Source organism: Halomonas sp. H33-56 (genome assembly GCF_040147035.1).
Lineage (GTDB): Bacteria > Pseudomonadota > Gammaproteobacteria > Pseudomonadales > Halomonadaceae > Halomonas > Halomonas litopenaei.
This window is the reverse complement of sequence record NZ_JAMSHP010000001.1, coordinates 2777117-2799596: the sequence shown is the minus strand read 5'-3', so window position 1 is coordinate 2799596 and position 22480 is coordinate 2777117. Positions and strand designations below refer to the sequence as shown.

Below are 22480 nucleotides of genomic sequence, written 5' to 3'. Positions count from 1 at the left end.
TCTATCCTCATGGGCAGGGGTGGCTATTGGTTCGGGGAGGAATGCTTTGGTAGTAATACAATCAGTGGTATAGGCAGACGTCAGAAGCAAAAATGTCAAGAATGAGAGGTTTTTATGTCATTGTCGTAAGAGGGATCGATAGCGACGGGTGTGACAATGTACTAGAGGAAAAAGCATCGATCTCGTACATCGCTCCTTGTCTTGAAGATCGAAAGCCGGAGGCTGCTGGCTACATTCAACGCGGTCATGCCCAGACCCGAGGAGAAATCGATTGCGGCCGTGTCGAAGAAGCGGAGGTTGCTTCTGCTCTGGGGGTGCGAATTGGAGAGCTACGTCTGAATCCTGAAGACCGAGGTTATTCACGTCAATCCGTTCGCCACGATGGAACCGTCGCAGCGGGCTTGCCTCCAGTGCACCCATGGTGACAACCACGAACGCCTCAGGCGGAAACGAAAAGCCTGAACCCTGTACACAACAGGACTCAGGCTTTGAGCGCCGGCTGAATGAGATGGCCAGCCATTGTGGGTCTGGTCATACTTGTCGACGCTATTTTCAGTTCTTTCCAATGCTTGCCATCGGGTTGTTGTCAGTGGGTGGGCGGCGGGCCGCCCACCCCGTTTTCCCTCCGTTGCCCTAGTCGACCTTCAACTGGCCATCGTCGAGCAGGTTCTGCAGGAAGGTGTCCCCATCTGCTCCCATCTGAACGCCGATCAGAACGACCACCTGGTCAGCGTTGCCGCCTCCGGCGGCGAGGTTACCCTCGCTGCTGATGGACAGCACGGTGTCGTCTCCGTCCTGGTTGGCCTGCAGGTAGTCTGCGAGGTTGTTCTCGTCGGCACCCTGAAGAAGGTCGGCAAGATCGAGCCGATCGGCATCGGCATCGACGCCAAACTCGCCGACGGTGAAGTCGGTCACGGTATCCCGTGCCGGCGTGGCCGAGCTACCGGCATCATCCAACCCCCAGGCAAAGACATCGGCTCCGGCACCACCGGTCAACTGATCGTTATCGCCACCACCGATCAGCAGATCGCTATCACTACCACCGAGTAGTAGATCGTTTCCGCCGCCGCCGATCAGAATGTCGTCGCCCGCCCCACCGGATAGCTGATCGTCACCACCATCGCTGCGCGATCCGCTGGCCAAGGCATCGACATTGTCCCGGATAAAGGCGGCCGTCTCATCCCTGGTGGGCTCGGCGCCATTCTGCGTGGTCAGGTAGTCGACCAGTCCGGCAAAGCCACTTCCGCTCTCTCCTCCGACACCCGCCGGGTTGATCTCGTCGCCAAAAATTACGTCGTCGCCGGCACCGCCGGCCAGAACGTCATCGCCGAGATCCGCCGGCTGATCGAAGGATGAGCCACCGTCCAGCGCCGTTGCAAACTCCTCGGCGGTGTTGATTATGGATACCTCACCGGCCGGCACAAGCTGGTCGTCTGTGTAGCTTTGAAGATCGAGTGAGATATCCTGAACGTACAGCGTGAAGAACTCACCTGCAGCGTTCTCCACCTCGAACTGCAGCCTATAGGTCCCTCCTTTTAGCCCATTGGCAACAATCTGGCTTCCGCTTTTATTGATGTCCAGCAAGCGGGATAATGCCGGCGAGGTGGAGATAGCATCCCAGCCTCCTTCGTCATTCATCATCTCTAGAGCCCAGTAGAACTTGTCGTTTACATTTCCTTCCTGTTCCAGGTCATTAGGGGTGTCAGTCACGTAGTCAAATGACAAGGTGTAGAACTGGTTGGCACCGGCAGGTTCATTTACGACGAAAGCGTCACTGGTGGCGATAGTACTGCCATTACCCGTACCGTTGTCTCTAACGCGTAGATAGGTGCCGATCGAGGTGCTTTCGATGGTTACTCCACCATCGGCAGTCTGCAGCGCCCAATTATCGATGGATGCGAGCCTTCCTGTATCTCCTGTATCGAAGGATGCAAGAAATTCCGCATCGCCTACCGATGTGCCGGCATCCAGGGGAATGGGCACCATTTTCAACTCATCATTCGAGGTGTTGTCGAAAATCTTCAGAACCTCAAGATTGGCGTCGTCGCCAACCCCGATCGCCTCCACCCGACTGATGGCTGCTAACGGCTGGTATCCTTCGATTGAATTGACAATATCTTTCAGAGTGGTGATATTCCCTGCATCAGATACACCAATATTACCATTATCATTATGAGATACAGGGTCTCCATCTGTCATGAAGTAGGCAACGTTGTTGAAACCTTCTTGACTAACAGTCGTCATCCAGTCGTTAGCGACATTAAACGCTTGCTCATAATTGGTTGAACTAATAACCACTCGACTATCGAGAAATTCATTGACGCCATCCAAGTCCGCTACTGATAGATCATTAAAATCTATCGAAGGAGAAAACTTTCCACCAAACGTCACGATCTGGGCATTGATCGTTCCTTCGAAAGTAGCCAGTTCGGTAAGCTGGGCTCGTAGCGCTTCGATGGCTACCTTGAAGCGTGATTGCCCGTTTTCCAACATTTCTCCCATGCTTGGTGAAACGTCGAGAATAAAGGACACATTGTAGTTCTGCGCAGGTTCGAGCACGGTATGGGTACCACCGGCATCGCCGAGAATTACGTCGTCACCATTGGCACCGGTGGTGCTGTCATCGCCGCTACTTCCCACGAGCAATTGGTCGCCATCCGGAAAAGCCAGCGTCAGAGTGCCGTCGGTTGTACCGCCGTCGCCGTCAGCATCTGTGCCCGTCAGACCCACTTGAAGATTCCCCGGCGTGACCTGGTCAATCGGCTCATAGCTAAAGTCGCCAAGGGAAAAACCTCCGATATAGGCGGGCGGAGGCGTTGTACCATCGATTTCCAGCTCTTCGAACGGGACCTCACTTTCCACGATAAAGCGATATCCGTCCAGCATCCCATCAACCGTCACGCTACCATTGGTATTCGCCGTCAGGATGACTTGATCGGTAACATCGACACCACTGGCGTTGTAGACAGTAATAGCCGAAGCGTCCAGGTCAATGACGGTATTGTGCTCCCCCCTTTCGTTTGAAGGCTTGCCACTGGTCTGCGACGCATCATCGTAGTCGAATATTGAAATCATGAACTTTGAAGGATTGCCGTCACGAACATGAATTTCTTGTTCGAACCTGGTTATACCTTCATGTTTTTGCCAGCTTGGTTGATCGTTGCTATTAAATGAGAGCTGACTAACAAAGTCATAACGCACCGTTTCGCCTTCATCCACAACGCTGCTGCGAAATGACAGAGAATTACCGTCGTTGTCATTGACACCATCGAAAGGTGTACCAGCATCGCTATCACCATTTCTCCTGCCAGACACCAGTACGTCGCTGTAGGCATTGCCATCAGGCCTATCAAACTGGTAGTACGGTGTGCCCCAGTCTTGGCCGTTATAGATGATGAGACTACCTACGGGCTCTCCATTGGCGATGCTATGGCGGCTACCAAGGTCAATATCCTTGTTGAACAGATCCACGCTGTAGCTGCTGCCATCATCTGACAGGGTCAGGGTGATGGTCGTGTCGCCATCGCTACCATCATCCGGTCGTGTCACCGCATTTAGCGTCTTGCCATCCACCGACCTCTCCCAATAGAGTGCCTCCCCGTTGAGATACAGTGGGTTGCCATTGGAATCGATCACCGCTGCTGATGCGCCGGGGGCGGCAAACTCTACCTGCCCAGCGCCATCGGCACCAGCTCCCTCACTAAAGCGAACCTCGCCAGTCTGGCCAGACTGCAATAGCGCTTGCTCCGCCTCCCAGGATGCAGGTGTATCATCATCGACCACCACCGAAAGGAAGCCATTTGCCTGGCTGCCATCGGCATCGGTAATGGTGTAACCAGCGAAGAAACCGAGATCGTTCTCGCCATTGCCCGGGGAGTGCTCGAGCGGCTGGTGCAGCGTCACCTGATAGGTGCCCGAGGCCTGGTCGGTCAGGGTGATGGTGATTACCTGCTCGGTGCCGCCACTACCATCGCTGGCAAAACCGACAATGGTGCTGCCAGCGTTGCCAAGCGTGAACGTTATCGCACGACCATCCGCGGTCTCGAGATCGGATGGCAGGCCGGCAAGACGCCAGGTGAAGGCACCGTTGGCTGCAGGACCATCGGTGCCAAAGCTGTATCCTAAGGTGCCACTGGCGACGGTGTTCTCGCCTGCCACGTCACCGACGCCACCGGCGATGCCGCCAGGCAGGCCATCTTCGTCAACGACAGCAGTGGGGTTGGTGGTGGTTGGGTCACCATCGCTATCGGGGGTGGTGGGACCAGTGCCGCCATCGGCGACTGCGACATTGAGGCTACCGCCGACCGTGCTGCCGTCGCCGTCGGTGGCGGTATAGTCGATAGTGGCGTTGCCGACGAAGCCGGGATTGGGCGTGAAGGTCAGGCTTCCGTCCGGGTTGACTGCGACGGTACCGACGGTCGCGCCACCCTGAACGGTGGCACCGGTTAGCGCGCCTTGACCATCGGCGCCGAACTGGTCGTTACCGAGCACATCGACGGTGACGGTGCCATCGTTGTCGGTGGTGGCGCTGTCAGCGTTGGCCACCGGCGTGTCGTCATCGACCGTGATATCGATACTGCCGGAGGCGCTGTCACCGACGCTGTCGGTGATGGTGTAGCCGACGCTGAAGTTGATGTCGCTCTCGACACCGGGGTGGGAATGATCCAGTGGCTTGGCCAGCACCACCTTGTAGTTGCCGTTGGCAACGTCGGTGAGCTGGACGGAGATGACACGGTTACCCGTGTTGTCAAAGCCGACCAGCGAACGACCATTGCCGCTCAGCGACCAGGTGACCGGGCTGCCGCCGGAGGTCAGGGCGGGGAGGCCAGTGGTGTTCCAGCTAAAGCTGCCAGGGCCGTCGCTGCCAAAATCGTAGCCCAGTGAGCCGGTGGCCGCAGTCCGTTCGCCGGCCACGTCATTGATGCCACCGGCGATGCCGCCAGGCAGGCCGTCTTCGTCGAGTACCGCCTTGGGAGGCGCCGTATTCGGATCTCCGTCGGTCTCCGGCGTGGAGGGGCCGGTGCCGCCATCGGCGACTGCGACATTGAGGCTACCGCCGACCGCGCTGCCGTCACCGTCGGTGGCGGTATAGTCGATGGTGGCGTTGCCGACGAAGCCGGGGTTGGGCGTGAAGGTCAGGGTGCCGTCGGGGTTGACGGCGACGCTACCGACGCCCGCGCCGCCCTGGACGGTGGCGTTGGTGATGCCGCCGGGGCGATCGGCGCCGAACTGGTCGTTGCCGAGCACGTCGACGGTGACGGAACCGTCGTTGTCGGTGGTAGCGATGTCGGCGTTGGCCACCGGCGTGTCGTCATCGACCGTGATATCGATACTGCCCGAGGCGCTGTCACCGACGCCGTCGGTGATGGTGTAGCCGACACTGAAGTTGATGTCGCTCTCGACACTGGGGTTGGAATGATCCAGCGGTTTGGCCAGCACCACCTTGTAGGCGCCGCTGACGATGTTGGTCAGTTGCACCGAAATGACACTATTGCCGTTGCTGTCCGTGCCAAACAGGGAAAGCCCGTTGGCGCTTAGCGACCAGTTGACTGGGCTGCCGCCGGAGGTCAGCACGGGGAGGCCGGCGGTGCTCCAGCTAAAGCTGCCGGGGCCGTCGCTGCCAAAGCTGTAGCCCAGTGAGCCAGTCGCCACGGTAGGCTCCCCCGGGACGTCACCGATGCCACCGGCGATACCGCCAGGCAGGCCATCTTCGTCGACGACAGCCGTGGGCGCGGAAGTACTGGGGTCGCCATCGCTATCGGGCGTGGTGGGGCCGGTGCCGCCGTCGGCGACTGCGACATTGAGGCTGCCGTCGACCGCGCTGCCGTCACCGTCGGTGGCGGTATAGTCGATGGTGGCGTTGCCGACGAAGCCGGGGTTGGGGGTGAAGGTCAGGGTGCCGTCGGGGTTGACGGCGACGCTACCGACGCCCGCGCCGCCCTGGACGGTGGCGTTGGTGATGCCGCCGGGGCCATCGGCGCCGAACTGGTCGTTGCCAAGCACATCGACGGTGACGGAACCGTGGTTGTCGGTAGTGGCGATGTCGGCGTTGGCCACCGGCGTGTCGTCATCGACGGTAATGCCGATAGTGCCCGAGGCGCTGTCACCGACGCTGTCGGTGATGGTGTAGCCGACGCTGAAGTTGATGTCGCTCTCGACGCTGGGGTTGGAATGATCCAGCGGCTTGGCCAGCACCACCTTGTAGATGCCGTTGGCAACGTCGGTGAGCTGGACGGAGATGACACGGTTACCTGTGTTGTCAAAGCCGACCAGCGAACGACCATTGCCGCTCAGCGACCAGGTGACCGGGCTGCCGCCGGAGGTCAGGACGGGGAGGCCGGCGGTGTGCCAGCTAAAGCTGCCGGGGCCATCGCTGCCAAAGTCGTAGCCCAGTGAGCCGACCGCCGCAGTCCGTTCGCCGGCCACGTCATTGATGCCGCCGGCGATGCCGCCAGGCAGGCCGTCTTCGTCGAGTACCGCCTTGGGGGGCGTGGTGTGGGGATTGCCATCGGTCTCCGGCGTGGTGGGGCCAGTGCCGCCATCATTCACCTGGACGCTGAGGCTGCCGTTGACAGCGCTGCCGTCACCGTCGGTGGCGGTATAGTTGATGTTGGCATTGCCGACGAAGTTCGGGTGGGGGACGAACGTCAGGGTGCCGTCGGGGTTGACGGTGACGGTACCGACACCCGCGCCGCCCTGGACGGTGGCGTTGGTGATGCCGCCGGGGCCATCGGCGCCGAACTGGTCGTTGCCGAGCACATCGACGGTGACGGAGCCGTCGTTGTCGGTGGTGGCGACGTCGGCGTTGGTCACTGGCGTGTCGTCATCGACGGTAATGCCGATAGTGCCCGAGGCGCTGTCACCGACGCCGTCGGTGATGGTGTAGCCGACGCTGAAGTTGATGTCGCTCTCGACACTGGGGTTGGAATGATCCAGCGGTTTGGCCAGCACCACCTTGTAGATGCCGTTGGCAACGTCGGTGAGCTGGACGGAAATGACACGTTCACCCGCGTTGTTGAAGCCGACCAGCGAACGACCATTGCCGCTCAGCGACCAGGTGACCGGGCTGCCGCCGGAGGTCAGCACGGGGAGGCCGGCGGTATTCCAGGTAAAGCTGCCGCGGCCGTCGCTGCCAAAGTCGTAGCCCAGCGAGCCGATCGCCGCGAGCCGTTCACCAACCACGTCATTGATGCCACCGGCGATGCCGCCAGGCAGGCCGTCCTCGTCGAGAACCGCTTTTGGCGGGGTGGTGTCGGGATTGCCATCGGTTTCCGGCGTGGTGGGGCCTGTGCCTGTGCCGCCGCCGTCCGCGACCCCGACACTGAGATTGCCGGTAACGGTGCTGCCATCGCCATCGGTAGCGGTGTAGTCAATCGTGGCGTTTCCGGTAAAGCCAGGGTTGGGAACAAAGGTCAGGGTGCCGTCGGGGTTGATGGTGGCGGTGCCAACATCCGGGCCGCCCTGGACGGTGACACTGGTGAGCTCGCCGGGGCCATCGGCGCCAAAGTTGTCGTTGTCCAGTACGTCAACCGTGATGGGCCCGCTGTTGTCGCCTGCGGCGGTATCGTCGCCCGGCACTGGCATGTCGTCATCCACGGTAACGCGGAGGATGCCCTGCGCACTGTCGCCGTCGGTGATGGTGTAGCCGACGCTGAAGTTGATGTCGCTCTCGACATCGGCTCGGGGGTGATCCAGCGGCTTGAACAGGTCGACCCGGTAGGTGCCGGCGGCAAGATCGCTCAGTTCAATCGAGAGGACCTGCTGGCCGCTGGCGCTGGTGCCAAGAAGAGAGCGTCCGTCTGCGCTGAGTGCCCAGCTGACCAGGCTTCCCTGGGAGGTCAGTACCGGCAGGCCGGCGGTGCTCCAGGTGAAGCCGCCAGGGCCGTCATCGCCGAAGTTATAGCGCAGCCGGCCGGTGGCGATGGTGCGTTCGCCCGGGTAGTCATTGATGCCACCGGCGATGCCGCCGGGAAGGCCATCTTCATCGACCACCGCCTTGGGCGATACGGTGGCAGAATTGCCATCCGTCTCGGGGGTGGTGGGGCCTATCCCATTGCCGCCGGAGATGACGATGTGGGCACTGGAGCTGAAGCTGTCACCGTCGCCGTCCTTGGTGGTGATGTTAAAATCGAGTGCGCCACTGGCATCGTTGTCGGCGCTGAAACTCCAGGTGCCGTTGGGGTTGACGGTCAAGATGCCCTTGCCGGTATCGATCGGGGTGCCGAGCGGATACTCGTTGTCGTCGGCCTGGAGGTTGACGACGGTATCGGCGACGCCGTCGGCCCCACCTTGCTGTGACCAGGTACCGGTGACGGTATCGCCGGCTTCCAGGCTCGAGGGTGCGATAACGGTGGTGGTCGGCGAGTCATCGTCGATATCCACGCCCAGGCGTGCAGTGGCGCTATCACCGTCACCATCGGTGATGGTGTAGTAGACCGAAAAGATCAGGTTGTTCTCGATGGTTGCGTCGGGATGATCGATCGGGCCGAGCAGCGAGACGCTGTAGCTGCCTGAGGCAAGATCGGTCAGCCTGACCTGAAGTAGGGTGGTGCCATCGCTGGTAGAGGCGGACAAGGTCCGGCCGCTTGTGGAAACCTGATAGGAAAGGGACTCGCCGCCAGATGTCAGTGAAGGAAGGCCGGTGGTTTCCCAGCGAAAGGGATGGGTCGCGGCTGGGCCGTTGGCGCCGAAATTATAGCCCAGGGTGCCGGTGGCCACGGTGTCCTGGCCAGCCGCATCCTGTGGGCCGCCAGGAATGCCATTGGGCAAGCCATCTTCATCCAGCAGCGCCAGGGCGGTGACCTGGGTGGTGCTGTCCTGCGCCAGCAGTGTGGCGACAGTGGACTGATTCAATGACGAATCGGTGTTGAAGTTCATTGGGTAATTCCTTGCATGGATGCCATTAGGGAAGGCGGGGCTTGTTAAACGTATGCAAGGAAAAAAGATGGCGACATTGTCCTCATGGACGAGTGTGTGGGAATCAGAGTAGAGCGAGTCAGGGGAGCACACATCAGCAATTTTAACTGACTGCTACAAGAGTTTTTGACCTTTTTTGCCAAAAAGTTTTTTTCCTTACATGGGTGTTAATCGGTCACGAGGAAGCTGTCATATGCACCACTGTTCATTGTGATGCCGGTCGTTGTTACGCAGGTCGTTGTAACGAAGATAGAGGCGACCAGGTCGGGGCTAATAGCCGTTTAACGCTGTCGATGCGGTTTCCTGGGCGGAGGTATTCCCCCAAGGCAGTGCGGGAGCGAGTTGTACGGCATCGATGGTAGTGTGCCGGTCGGGTTGCATCTGTTGATCACCTTCAATTGCTTCCCGAGGGGCGTGTCGGAAGCCGGATCATGACGCTTCTGGCGGATAATCCTGTTGGTACACCGGATGACCGATGTCAGGATTCGGCGAGCAGCTCTTGTGGGTTGCCAGTTGCCAGTTGCCAGTAGACGTAGGCTGTCGTTATGTATGTTGGGGGGGTAACTGGATCCGACTAGCGGATGGCTGGTTTTTTCCGGTGCTTTCATTTATGGGGTAGTGCTGCCTGAAAAGCGTCATCATTGGAGCCTGATCGGCACAGAAGCTCATTCTGGGATATCATTCTTCGATACGACTTTTCTCCCTGATATTTTCCACTTTTTTCAATAGCAAGGAGCCCATTTCTATTCAAACAATACGCAGTGCAAACTCTCGACTGGATATGGCGATCGGCGATGCCTGTTTCCTTGCAATAGTGGTGGGAAGAAGGCATGCGAAGAGAAATTTACATGGCATGGAGCCATGACAGACGGGGCGGCTATAGTATTGTGTCTAGCTGGCGAGGCCGATCATTAGGGCTTGTCTGAAAAGTGCCTGCGCTCGGTAATACGGCGTTAAAAATCGGCTGGTGCGCCAGCCCGGTCAAAATGCTCATTTACATCCCGTAAACTGCGCTTTATCACCGATTTTTTCCTTGTCTAACCTTCGCTCGTTGACTTTTCGGACAGCGCCTAGAAGATGGTGGTTGAAGAATGAAAACGCGCCACCCGATGATGGATCGAGTGGCGCGTCGTTTCTCTTACGTCATTATCATCTAACTGTCGATATTATTCCACATCGAGCTGTCCATCCTGAACTAGCTGGTTAAGGAAGCTATCGCTGGAGGCTCCCGCCATGTGGACGTTGGTCAGGGTGATAACCTGGTCGGCACCTGCACCGGAGGCGCCGATACCACCGTCCGATTTTACCGACAGCACGGTGTTGTCTCCGTCTTGACTTGCATGAAGGTACTCGGACACGTCCTCCTCGCTGGCGTCGTGGAGAAGATCGGACAGATCCAATGTATCCGCATCGGCGTTTGTCGCGGTATCTCCCAGGGTGAAGTTGTTCACCACATCCATGGAGGGATTGGTGGACGTTCCCTCATCTCCCGAGAGGAACACGATGGTGTCTGCACCGACTCCCGCCCAGATTTCGCCGTCACCATCATCGGAGTTGCCGGTATCAAGACTGCGAGCCGACGCTATTCTTGTGTTCGATCCGGAAGACGGCAACGCCAACTCGAGGTTTCCGTTGACCCTGTCTCCATCCCCATCGGCTCCTTGAACCGGCAGTGTCAGGGCTCCGCCATTGCCTCCTCCCAAGTCTCCCTTCTCAAGCCAGGAATATTCAAAGTCACCGCTCAGCGAGAATGCATACCAGTCATGTAGTCCCTTGAACTCCAGGGCTTCGAACGGTTGGTCGGTGGTTATCTCGAAGCGAGCAGTACTCGGGATGTTCTTGATGCGCAGCGAGCCGTCGTCCAGCTCGGTAATATCCAGGCGCGAGGTGATATCGCGGCCTGCCGTGTCGAAGAAGCGAATATCACCTCTGCTCAGGGACAGCACGTTTTCCTGGCCAGCTTCGTAGGGATGCCCACTGGTGGCGTTGCCATCCGGCGCCAGGCCAAAGGCCTTGATCGCGAGCATGGGGAATTCCATCCTCTCGGCGCGCATCATGACGTCGCTGAAGAAGGTCACCCCACGATGATCTTCCCAGTTGGGACGATTGCTCGAGAAGGCTAGATCGTCGACAAAATCGATACGAATGATTTCGTTCTCGCCGGTCAGGTTGTCGCTACCCACCGCCACGACGCCGTTCGCCTCGGACCTCAGGTAAGAAGCCCTGCTCCCACCATCGTCTACCGACCAGGCGGATACCACCACATCTGGGGCAACGTCGCCATTTTCGTAGGCGAGGTAGCGAGACCCGAACCCGGATCCACCCTGGAACTGGTACGGGATAAGGACCTCTTTGGTAGCGTCGCTAAGGTTGAGACTTGACTGCCCGATGGGGCCGATGCCGTCATCGAAGACGTTGACTGAGTAGCTGGAACCATCCGACGCCAGCGTGACTTCGAACGCCACGAAACCACCAGCGGTGGTCGCCTTGAGTGTCAGCCCATTACCACTCAGCTGATAAGTGAGGGTGTCGCCGTTCGAGGTTCTGACCGGCAAGCCACTCGGACTGGTCACCTGGGTACCCGCCAGTGCTGAACCGAAGGTCAGCGAACCGGCACCGTCGGCTCCGAAGAAGCTGATGTCGGCGGTGGCCCCATCGGTCAACTGACCGACCTGGACCGCTGAAGTCCTGGGTGAGTCGTCATCGACCACGACGACCAGGTTGCCTTGTGCCGTGTCACCGTCGCTGTCCGTGATGGTGTAACTGACGTTGAAGCGCAGATCATCCTCGGTACCCGCGATCGGGTGGTCGAGCGGCTGAGAAAGCACGACTCGGTACTGACCCGTAGCGGTATTGAGGATGTCGATGGCGATGACACGGTTGCCGGCTTGATCAAGACCCACCAGGGACAGGGCATTGCTGCTCAGGAAGTAGCGAATATCCTGACCGTCGGATGTCTGTGCAGGCAGACCCGAAGTGTCTGAGCCCCAGGCGAAGCCACCGCCGGCTGCTGGTCCGTCGTCGCCAAAGCTGTAACCCAGCAGCCCCGTCACCACTACCGCCGTGCCTGCGACATCACCATTGCCACCCGCATTGCCGCCTGGCAGACCATCCTCATCGACCACGGCGACCACTGGAGCCGAGCCTTCGGTTTCTGGCGTGGTGGGCTCAGTGCCACCGTCGGCGACCGCGACGCTAAGGTTACCGCTGACAGCGCTGCCGTCGCCATCGGTGGCGGTATAGTTAATGGTGGCGTTGCCGACGAAGCCGGGATTGGGCGTGAAGGTCAGGGTGCCGTCCGGGTTCACCGCGACGGTACCGACTGCCGCGCCGCCCTGGACGGTGGCGTTGGTAATGTCGCCGGAGCCGTCGGCGCCGAACTGGTCGTTGCCGAGCACATCGACGGTGACGGTGCCATCGTTGTCGGTGGTGGCGCTGTCAGCGTTGGCCACCGGCATGTCGTCATCGACCGTGACGTCGATGCTCCCCGAGGCGCTGTTGCCAACGCTGTCGGTGATGGTGTAGCCGAGGCTGAAATCGATATCGGTCTCGACGTTGGGACTGGAGTGATCCAGCGGTCGGCTCAGTACTACCCGGTAGCTACCGTTGGCGACGTTGGTCACTTGCACCGAAATGACACTATTGCCGTTGCTGTCCGTACCAAACAGGGAAAGCCCGTTGGCGCTTATCGACCAAGTGACCGGGCTTCCGCCGGATGTCAGGGCAGGCAGTCCGGCGGTGCTCCAGGCAAAGCTGCCGGGGCCGTCGCTGCCAAAGCTATAGCCCAGTGAGCCAGTCGCCACTGTACGCTCCCCTGGGACATCACCGACGCCACCGGCAATGCCTCCCGGCAGACCATCTTCGTCGACGACAGCATTAGGGGCGTTGGTATTGGGGTCGCCATCGCTATCCGGTGTGGTGGGATCAGTGCCGCCATCGGCAACTGCGACATTGAGGTTACCGCTGATAGCGCTGCCGTCACCGTCAGTGGCGGTATAGTCGATGGTGGCGTTGCCGGTGAAACCGGCGTTAGGCGTAAAGGTCAGGGTGCCGTCCGGGTTCACTGCAACGGTGCCGACTGCCGCGCCGCCCTGGACGGTGGCGTTGGTAATGTCGCCGAGGCCATCGGCGCCGAACTGGTCATTGCCGAGCACATCGACGGTGACGGAGCCGTCGTTGTCGGTGGTGGCGCTGTCAGCGTTGGCCACCGGCATGTCGTCATCGATCGTGACGTCGATGCTGCCCGAGGCGCTGTTGCCAACGCTGTCGGTGATGGTGTAGCCAACACTGAAGTCGATATCGCTCTCGACGTTGGGACTGGAGTGATCCAGCGGTCGGCTCAGTACTACCCGGTAGCTACCGTTGGCGACGTTGGTCACTTGCACCGAAATGACACTATTGCCGTTGCTGTCCGTGCCAAACAGGGAAAGCCCGTTGGCGCTTATCGACCAGGTGACCGGGCTTCCGCCGGATGTCAGGGCAGGCAGTCCGGCGGCGCTCCAGGCAAAGCTGCCGGGGCCGTCGCTGCCAAAGCTATAGCCCAGTGAGCCAGTCGCCACGGTACGCTCCCCCGGGACATCACCGATGCCACCGGCAATGCCTCCAGGCAGACCATCTTCGTCGACGACAGCATTAGGGGCGTTGGTATTGGGGTCGCCATCGCTATCGGGTGTGGTGGGGTCAGTGCCGCCATCGGCGACCGCCACATTGAGGCTACCGCCGACCGTGCTGCCGTCGCCGTCGGTGGCGATATAGTCGATGGTGGCGTTGCCGACGAAGCCGGGGTTGGGCGTGAAGGTCAGGCTGCCGTCCGGGTTGACTGCGACGGTACCGACGGTCGCGCCACCCTGGACGGTGGCACCGGTTAGCGCGCCTTGACCATCGGCGCCGAACTGGTCGTTGCCGAGCACATCGACGGTGACGGTGCCATCGTTGTCGGTGGTGGCGCTGTCAGCGTTGGCCACCGGTGTGTCGTCATCGACGGTAATGCCGATACTGCCCGAGGCGCTGTCACCGACGCTGTCGGTGATGGTGTAGCCGACGCTGAAGTTGATGTCGCTCTCGACACCGGGGTTGGAATGATCCAGCGGCTTGGCCAGCACCACCTTGTAGTTGCCGTTGGCAACGTCGGTGAGCTGGACGGAGATGACACGGCTACCCGTGTTGTCAAAGCCGACCAGCGAACGACCATTGCCGCTCAGCGACCAGGTGACCGGGCTGCCGCCGGAGGTCAGGGCGGGGAGGCCGGCGGTGTTCCAGCTAAAGCTGCCAGGGCCGTCGCTGCCAAAATCGTAGCCCAGTGAGCCGGTGGCCGCAGTCCGTTCGCCGGCCACGTCATTGATGCCACCGGCGATGCCGCCAGGCAGGCCGTCTTCGTCGAGTACCGCCTTGGGGGGCGTGGTGTTGGGATTGCCATCGGTTTCCGGCGTGGTGGGGCCAGTGCCGCCGTCGCCGACCGCCACACTGAGGCTACCGCCGACCGTGCTGCCGTCACCGTCGGTGGCGGTATAGTCGATGGTGGCGTTGCCGACGAAGTCGGTGTTGGGCGTGAAGGTCAGGGTACCGTCGGGGTTGACCGCAACGGTGCCGACAGCCGCGCCGCCCTGGACCGTGGCGTTGGTGATGCCGTCGGAGCCATCGGCGCCGAACTGGTCATTGCCGAGCACGTCGACGGTGACGGAACCGTCATTGTCGGTGGTAGCGACGTCGGCGTTGGTCACCGGCATGTCGTCATCGACTGTGATATCGATACTGCCGGAGGCGCTGTCACCTGCACTGTCGGTGATGGTGTAGCCGACGCTGAAGTCGATGTCGCTCTCGATATTGGGGTTGGAGTGATCCAGCGGCTTGGCCAGTATCACCTTGTAGGCGCCGCTGACGATGTTGGTCAGTTGCACCGAAATGACACTATTGCCGTTGCTGTCCGTGCCAAACAGGGAAAGCCCGTTGGCGCTTAGCGACCAGTTGACTGGGCTGCCGCCGGAGGTCAGCACGGGGAGGCCGGCGGTGCTCCAGCTAAAGCTGCCGGGGCCGTCGCTGCCAAAGCTGTAGCCCAGTGAGCCAGTCGCCACGGTAGGCTCCCCCGGGACGTCACCGATGCCACCGGCGATACCGCCAGGCAGGCCATCTTCGTCGACGACAGCCGTGGGCGCGGAAGTACTGGGGTCGCCATCGCTATCGGGCGTGGTGGGGCCGGTGCCGCCGTCGGCGACTGCGACATTGAGGCTGCCGTCGACCGCGCTGCCGTCACCGTCGGTGGCGGTATAGTCGATGGTGGCGTTGCCGACGAAGCCGGGGTTGGGGGTGAAGGTCAGGGTGCCGTCGGGGTTGACGGCGACGCTACCGACGCCCGCGCCGCCCTGGACGGTGGCGTTGGTGATGCCGCCGGGGCCATCGGCGCCGAACTGGTCGTTGCCAAGCACATCGACGGTGACGGAACCGTGGTTGTCGGTAGTGGCGATGTCGGCGTTGGCCACCGGCGTGTCGTCATCGACGGTAATGCCGATAGTGCCCGAGGCGCTGTCACCGACGCTGTCGGTGATGGTGTAGCCGACGCTGAAGTTGATGTCGCTCTCGACGCTGGGGTTGGAATGATCCAGCGGCTTGGCCAGCACCACCTTGTAGATGCCGTTGGCAACGTCGGTGAGCTGGACGGAGATGACACGGTTACCTGTGTTGTCAAAGCCGACCAGCGAACGACCATTGCCGCTCAGCGACCAGGTGACCGGGCTGCCGCCGGAGGTCAGGACGGGGAGGCCGGCGGTGTGCCAGCTAAAGCTGCCGGGGCCATCGCTGCCAAAGTCGTAGCCCAGTGAGCCGACCGCCGCAGTCCGTTCGCCGGCCACGTCATTGATGCCGCCGGCGATGCCGCCAGGCAGGCCGTCTTCGTCGAGTACCGCCTTGGGGGGCGTGGTGTGGGGATTGCCATCGGTCTCCGGCGTGGTGGGGCCAGTGCCGCCATCATTCACCTGGACGCTGAGGCTGCCGTTGACAGCGCTGCCGTCACCGTCGGTGGCGGTATAGTTGATGTTGGCATTGCCGACGAAGTTCGGGTGGGGGACGAACGTCAGGGTGCCGTCGGGGTTGACGGTGACGGTACCGACACCCGCGCCGCCCTGGACGGTGGCGTTGGTGATGCCGCCGGGGCCATCGGCGCCGAACTGGTCGTTGCCGAGCACATCGACGGTGACGGAGCCGTCGTTGTCGGTGGTGGCGACGTCGGCGTTGGTCACTGGCGTGTCGTCATCGACGGTAATGCCGATAGTGCCCGAGGCGCTGTCACCGACGCCGTCGGTGATGGTGTAGCCGACGCTGAAGTTGATGTCGCTCTCGACACTGGGGTTGGAATGATCCAGCGGTTTGGCCAGCACCACCTTGTAGATGCCGTTGGCAACGTCGGTGAGCTGGACGGAAATGACACGTTCACCCGCGTTGTTGAAGCCGACCAGCGAACGACCATTGCCGCTCAGCGACCAGGTGACCGGGCTGCCGCCGGAGGTCAGCACGGGGAGGCCGGCGGTATTCCAGGTAAAGCTGCCGCGGCCGTCGCTGCCAAAGTCGTAGCCCAGCGAGCCGATCGCCGCGAGCCGTTCACCAACCACGTCATTGATGCCACCGGCGATGCCGCCAGGCAGGCCGTCCTCGTCGAGAACCGCTTTTGGCGGGGTGGTGTCGGGATTGCCATCGGTTTCCGGCGTGGTGGGGCCTGTGCCTGTGCCGCCGCCGTCCGCGACCCCGACACTGAGATTGCCGGTAACGGTGCTGCCATCGCCATCGGTAGCGGTGTAGTCAATCGTGGCGTTTCCGGTAAAGCCAGGGTTGGGAACAAAGGTCAGGGTGCCGTCGGGGTTGATGGTGGCGGTGCCAACATCCGGGCCGCCCTGGACGGTGACACTGGTGAGCTCGCCGGGGCCATCGGCGCCAAAGTTGTCGTTGTCCAGTACGTCAACCGTGATGGGCCCGCTGTTGTCGCCTGCGGCGGTATCGTCGCCCGGCACTGGCATGTCGTCATCCACGGTAACGCGGAGGATGCCCTGCGCACTGTCGCCGTCGGTGATGGTGTAGCCGACGCTGAAGTTGATGTCGCTCTCGACATCGGCTCGGGGGTGATCCAGCGGCTTGAACAGGTCGACCCGGTAGGTGCCGGCGGCAAGATCGCTCAGTTCAATCGAGAGGACCTGCTGGCCGCTGGCGCTGGTGCCAAGAAGAGAGCGTCCGTCTGCGCTGAGTGCCCAGCTGACCAGGCTTCCCTGGGAGGTCAGTACCGGCAGGCCGGCGGTGCTCCAGGTGAAGCCGCCAGGGCCGTCATCGCCGAAGTTATAGCGCAGCCGGCCGGTGGCGATGGTGCGTTCGCCCGGGTAGTCATTGATGCCACCGGCGATGCCGCCGGGAAGGCCATCTTCATCGACCACTGCCTTGGGCGACACGGTGGCAGAGTTGCCATCCGTCTCGGGGGTGGTGGGGCCTATCCCATTGCCGCCGGAGATGACGATGTGGGCACTGGAGCTGAAGCTGTCACCATCGCCGTCCTTGGTGGTGATGTTGAAATCGAGTGCGCCACTGGCATCGTTGTCGGCGCTGAAACTCCAGGTGCCGTTGGGGTTGACGGTCAAGATGCCCTTGCCGGTATCGATCGGGGTGCCGAGCGGATACTCGTTGTCGTCGGCCTGGAGGTTGACGACGGTATCGGCGACGCCGTCGGCCCCGCCTTGCTGTGACCAGGTACCGGTGACGGTATCGCCGGCTTCCAGGCTCGAGGGTGCGATAACGGTGGTGGTCGGCGAGTCATCGTCGATATCCACGCCCAGGCGTGCAGTGGCGCTATCACCGTCACCATCGGTGATGGTGTAGTAGACCGAAAAGATCAGGTTGTTCTCGATGGTTGCGTCGGGATGATCGATCGGGCCGAGCAGCGAGATGCTGTAGCTGCCTGAGGCAAGATCGGTCAGCCTGACCTGAAGTAGGGTGGTGCCATCGCTGGTGGAGGCGGACAAGGTCCGGCCGCTTGTGGAAACCTGATAGGAAAGGGCCTCGCCGCCAGATGTCAGTGAAGGAAGGCCGGTGGTTTCCCAGCGAAAGGGATGGGTCGCGGCTGGGCCGTTGGCGCCGAAATTATAGCCAAGAGTGCCGATTGCCACGGTGTCCTGGCCAGCCGCATCCTGTGGGCCGCCAGGAATACCATTAGGCAAGCCATCTTCATCCAGCAGCGCCAGGGCGGTGACCTGGGTGGTGCTGTCCTGCGCCAGCAGTGTGGCGGCAGTGGACTGATTCAATGATGAATCGGTGTTGAAGTTCATTGGGTAATTCCTTGCATGGATGCCGTTAGGGAAGGCGGGGCTTGTTAAACGTATGCAAGGAAAAAAGATCGCGACATTGTACTCATGGGCGGGTGCAAGGGATTCAGAATAGAGGGTGGCAGAGGGGGGTTGAATGCCGGAAATGTGGGATGGTTTTTAAAGAGCTTTTCGTCTTTTTTTTGCCTAAAAGGGATTTTCCTTACATTAGATGTCGGACGGTATTTGTGACGATGTCGAGATGCGGGGTTCGCTGCCATGGCTGGGGAGTAAAAATGGTAATGAGCCGGTCCTGGTTTGTACGCGAAAAACGCCAGTTGTGCGCACGGCTGGCTGCCGCGACGCGGATAGGCGATAATGGCCGACTAGCGCCAGCAGTGCAGATTCGGCTGTGGAGCGCGGATCTGGTTGCCTCTATTGTTTATCTCGTATTCAGCAGGTCGTATGTCCTTCTTTCACCATCTCGATGAACGTACCCCCCTCAAGGGTCGTCTGGCGCTCAGCGTCGAGTACGACGGTACCCACTATTGCGGTTGGCAGCGGCTCAAGCACGCCCCGTCGGTGCAGGGGGCGGTGGAGAAGGCGCTGGCCAAGGTGGCGGGTGTGCCGATCACGTTGCATTGCAGCGGACGCACCGACTCAGGCGTGCACGCGACCCGCCAGATCGCCCACTTCGACCCGCCGGTGGAGCGTTCAGAGAAGGCCTGGGTGTTCGGCGGCAACGCCAACCTCCCCCGGGATGTGGCGATCCGCTGGATTCGCGAGGTGCCCGACGAATTCCACGCCCGCTTCAAGGCGTTGGGCCGGCGCTATCGCTACGTCATCCTCAACCAGCCGAGTCGCCCGGTGCTGGAGCGTGCCAACGCCACCTGGTGCCGCGACCCGCTGGATGCCGACGCCATGCACGAGGCCGCCCAGGCGCTGGTCGGCGAGCACGATTTCTCGAGTTTTCGTGCCGCCGGCTGTCAGTCGAAGACGCCCTGGCGCCACCTGCACTTCATCGAGGTACACCGCCACGGCCCGCTGGTGGTGGTGGACCTTCAGGCCAACGCCTTCCTGCACCATATGGTGCGCAACATCGTCGGCGCGCTGGTGACGGTGGGGCGGGGCGAGCAGGGCACCGACTACATCCCGCGGCTGATGGCGCTCAAGGATCGCAAGCAGAGCGATGTGACGGCGCCAGGCTGCGGGTTGCACTTCGTCGACACCCTGTACGACCCCGAGTGGCAACTGCCCGCCGAACCACTGGGGCCGAATCTGCTGGCCTTCCTGGGGGAGTGGACGGGTGAGCGCCCGCTGCCGGACTGCCCTATGGTGGAGTTTCGCCGCGGACGTCCGATCGCCGAGACGCGCAGGGCGGTGCGTGCCGAAGAGCTCGCCGACGGGCTTGTCGACGGGCTCGGCGACGGTTTCGCTGAAGGGCCTGCCGGCGCTTCGGCGGCGCACGCCGCGGACAAGGAGTCCTGATGATCGCTTCCGCGCACCGTACCCGCGTCAAGTTCTGCGGCTTTACCCGCGAAGAGGACATCGACGCCGCCGTGGCGTTGGGCGCCGATGCCTTGGGCTTTGTGCTGTGGCCCGGCAGCAAGAGGGCGGTCAGCCTGGGGCGGCTGGCCGAACTCGCGGCGCGGGTGCCGGCCTTCGTCACCCGGGTGGGGCTGTTCGTCGATGCCGACGACGAGACCATCGAAAGGGCACTGCCGTGTCTCGACCTGCTGCAGTTTCACGGTAGCGAGAGCGCCGAGGCCTGCGAGCGCTTTGCGCGCCCTTATATAAAGGCGCTGAGAATGCGCGACGGCCTCGATCTGCACGAGGCCGAACGCACCTACGCCGGCGCCCAGGCACTGCTGCTGGACGCCTATCGCCCAGGCGTGCCCGGCGGCACCGGTGACACTTTCGACTGGTCGCGCATCCCGTCGTCGCTGGCAAAACCTGTTATCCTCGCCGGTGGCCTGTCGGCGGACAACGCCGCCGAGGCGATTGACCGGGTGAGGCCCTTCGCCCTCGACGTCTCCGGGGGCATCGAGAGCGCGCCGGGCGACAAGGATCCAGAGCGCATGCAGGCCTTTATGCGCGCCGTGGGGCAGGGCGACGCCCGCCGCTGAAGCGGCAGCAGGCCCCACGCCCGGTGGCGAGCGACCATCACCGACTTTTCATTCAGCCAGTTTATCCGCAAGGAGTCCGACGTGAGCAAGTTCAGTGAACTGACCCAATGGCCTGACGCTCGGGGGCACTATGGGGCCTACGGAGGTCGCTTTGTCTCGGAAACCTTGAGTTTTGCGCTGGACGATCTGAGCCGCACCTACGAAAGCCTCAAGGACGATCCGGACTTTCAGGCCGAGTTTGACCACGACCTGGCGCACTACGTCGGTCGTCCGTCGCCGCTCTATCACGCCCGGCGCTGGTCTGCGCAGCTTGGCGGTGCCCAGATCTGGCTGAAGCGCGAAGATCTCAATCACACCGGCGCCCACAAGGTGAACAACACCATCGGCCAGGCGCTGCTGGCCAAGAAGAGTGGCAAGCCCCGGGTGATCGCCGAAACCGGCGCCGGCCAGCATGGCGTGGCGACCGCCACCGTGGCGGCGCGGCTGGGCCTGCGCTGTGACGTCTATATGGGCGAGGCCGATACCGAGCGTCAGAAGCTCAACGTCTATCGCATGCGCCTGCTGGGGGCCAACGTCATTCCGGTGACTTCCGGCACCCGTACGCTCAAGGATGCCATGAACGAGGCGCTGCGCGACTGGGTCACCAACGTCGACGACACCTTCTACATCATCGGCACCGTGGCGGGGCCGCATCCCTACCCGCAACTGGTGCGTGACTTCAACGCGGTGGTCGGCCGCGAAGCGCGGCGCCAGTCGCTCGAGCAGTTCGGCAAGCTGCCTGACGCGCTGATCGCCTGCGTCGGCGGTGGCTCCAACGCCATGGGGCTGTTCTATCCCTTCGTCGAAGACGACGGCGTCGAGATGTATGGCGTCGAAGCCGGTGGCGACGGGGTCGAGACCGGCCGTCACGCTGCGCCCCTGGCCTCCGGCGCGCCTCGCGGTGTGCTTCACGGCAACCGCACCTACCTGATGTCCGACGAGGGCGGCCAGGTCAGCGATACCCACTCGATCTCGGCGGGTCTCGACTACCCCGGTGTCGGACCCGAACACGCGCTGTGGAAGGACGTCGGCCGGGTCAACTATGTGGCCGCCAACGACGACGCCGTGCTCGAGGCCTTCCGTGAGCTGACCCACGTCGAGGGCATCATGCCTGCGCTGGAATCGGCCCACGCCCTGGCCCACGCCAAGGTGCTGGCGCCGACCCTGTCCCCGGACCAGAACATCGTGGTCAACTTGTCCGGACGTGGCGACAAGGACATCCTCACCGTTGCCAAGATCGACGGAATCGACCTGTAGGAGCTAGAGAATTTCATGTCTCGTATCGATAAACGCTTTCGTTCTCTCGCCGATCAGGGTCGCAAGGCGCTGGTTCCCTACATCACCGGGGGCGATCCCACCCCGGAGGTGACCGTCGACTACATGCACGCGCTGGTCGAGTCCGGCGCCGACATCATCGAACTCGGGGTCCCCTTCAGCGACCCCATGGCCGATGGCCCGGTCATCCAGAAGGCCTGTGAGCGTGCCTTGAAGCACGGCACCCGCCTGACCGACCTGTTGGCCATGGTGGCCGAATTTCGGCGTCAGGACGACGACACCCCGGTGGTGCTGATGGGCTATCTCAATCCCATCGAGCGCCTAGGTATCGAGCGCTTCGCCCGCGAGGCGAGGGCGGCCGGCGTCGATGGCGTGCTGGTGGTGGACATGCCGCCGGAAGAGGCCGATGAGCTGGGGCCCTTGCTGGAAGCCGAGGATTTGGCGCCAATCTTTCTTGTCGCCCCTACCACTTCCCCAGAGCGTGCCGCTACAATATGCGCCCACGCGCATGGCTATCTCTACTATGTGTCGCTCAAGGGAGTGACCGGCTCGGCGAGCCTCAACGCCGACGATGTGGCGGCCCATCTGGCGCCGCTGCGCGAACTGACCGATCTGCCCCTGTGTGTCGGTTTCGGTATCCGCGACGGCGCCTCCGCCGCGGAAGTGGCAAAGGTTGCCGATGGCGTCATCGTCGGCAGTGCCCTGGTCTCACGCATTGCCGAGCACTGTGACGCCCCCCGCGAGGCCATCGCCGAATTGAAGGCGGTGATGACAGAGATACGCCAGGCCCTGGACGCCTGAGAGGCGATCGGGGAAGAGATTCGACCCTGTCGTCGGCCACCGCCGGCGACC

6 protein-coding genes are annotated in these 22480 nt (G+C 61.8%); 4 read left to right on the top strand and 2 right to left on the bottom strand.

Going from position 1 to position 22480, the window contains the following annotated elements:
- Positions 1–633: 633 nt before the first annotated feature.
- Together NFH98_RS11945 and NFH98_RS11940 are read right to left on the bottom strand one after the other, a co-directional pair.
- The gene (locus NFH98_RS11945; protein WP_349622760.1) at positions 634–8877 is read right to left on the bottom strand and encodes an Ig-like domain-containing protein; all 8244 of its coding nucleotides are present in this window, start codon (positions 8875–8877) and stop codon (positions 634–636) included.
- 1205 nt (positions 8878–10082) lie between these two features.
- Positions 10083–18212 carry an Ig-like domain-containing protein gene (locus tag NFH98_RS11940; protein ID WP_349622759.1) on the bottom strand — a complete coding sequence of 2710 codons (8130 nt, stop codon included), beginning with the start codon at positions 18210–18212 and terminating at the stop codon, positions 10083–10085.
- 441 nt (positions 18213–18653) lie between these two features.
- Here NFH98_RS11940 and truA point away from each other — a divergent pair, with 441 nt between their 5' ends.
- The 4 genes from truA (at position 18654) to trpA (ending at position 22429) form a co-directional block, all read left to right on the top strand.
- A complete protein-coding gene (truA, locus tag NFH98_RS11935) occupies positions 18654–19676 on the top strand; it encodes a tRNA pseudouridine(38-40) synthase TruA (RefSeq protein WP_349622758.1) in 1023 nt (340 codons plus the stop codon).
- On the top strand, positions 19676–20314 hold the full coding sequence (locus NFH98_RS11930) for a phosphoribosylanthranilate isomerase (RefSeq protein ID WP_349622757.1): 639 nt from the start codon (positions 19676–19678) through the stop codon (positions 20312–20314). Before truA ends, NFH98_RS11930 begins: the two co-directional genes overlap by 1 nt.
- Before the next feature lie 81 nt (positions 20315–20395).
- Entirely contained in the window at positions 20396–21610 is a 1215-nt protein-coding gene (gene trpB, locus NFH98_RS11925; RefSeq protein ID WP_181248630.1) for a tryptophan synthase subunit beta, read from the top strand.
- A 15-nt stretch (positions 21611–21625) separates the two neighbouring features.
- Positions 21626–22429 carry a tryptophan synthase subunit alpha gene (gene trpA / locus NFH98_RS11920; RefSeq protein ID WP_108133029.1) on the top strand — a complete coding sequence of 268 codons (804 nt, stop codon included), beginning with the start codon at positions 21626–21628 and terminating at the stop codon, positions 22427–22429.
- The last annotated feature ends 51 nt before the right edge of the window (positions 22430–22480 follow it).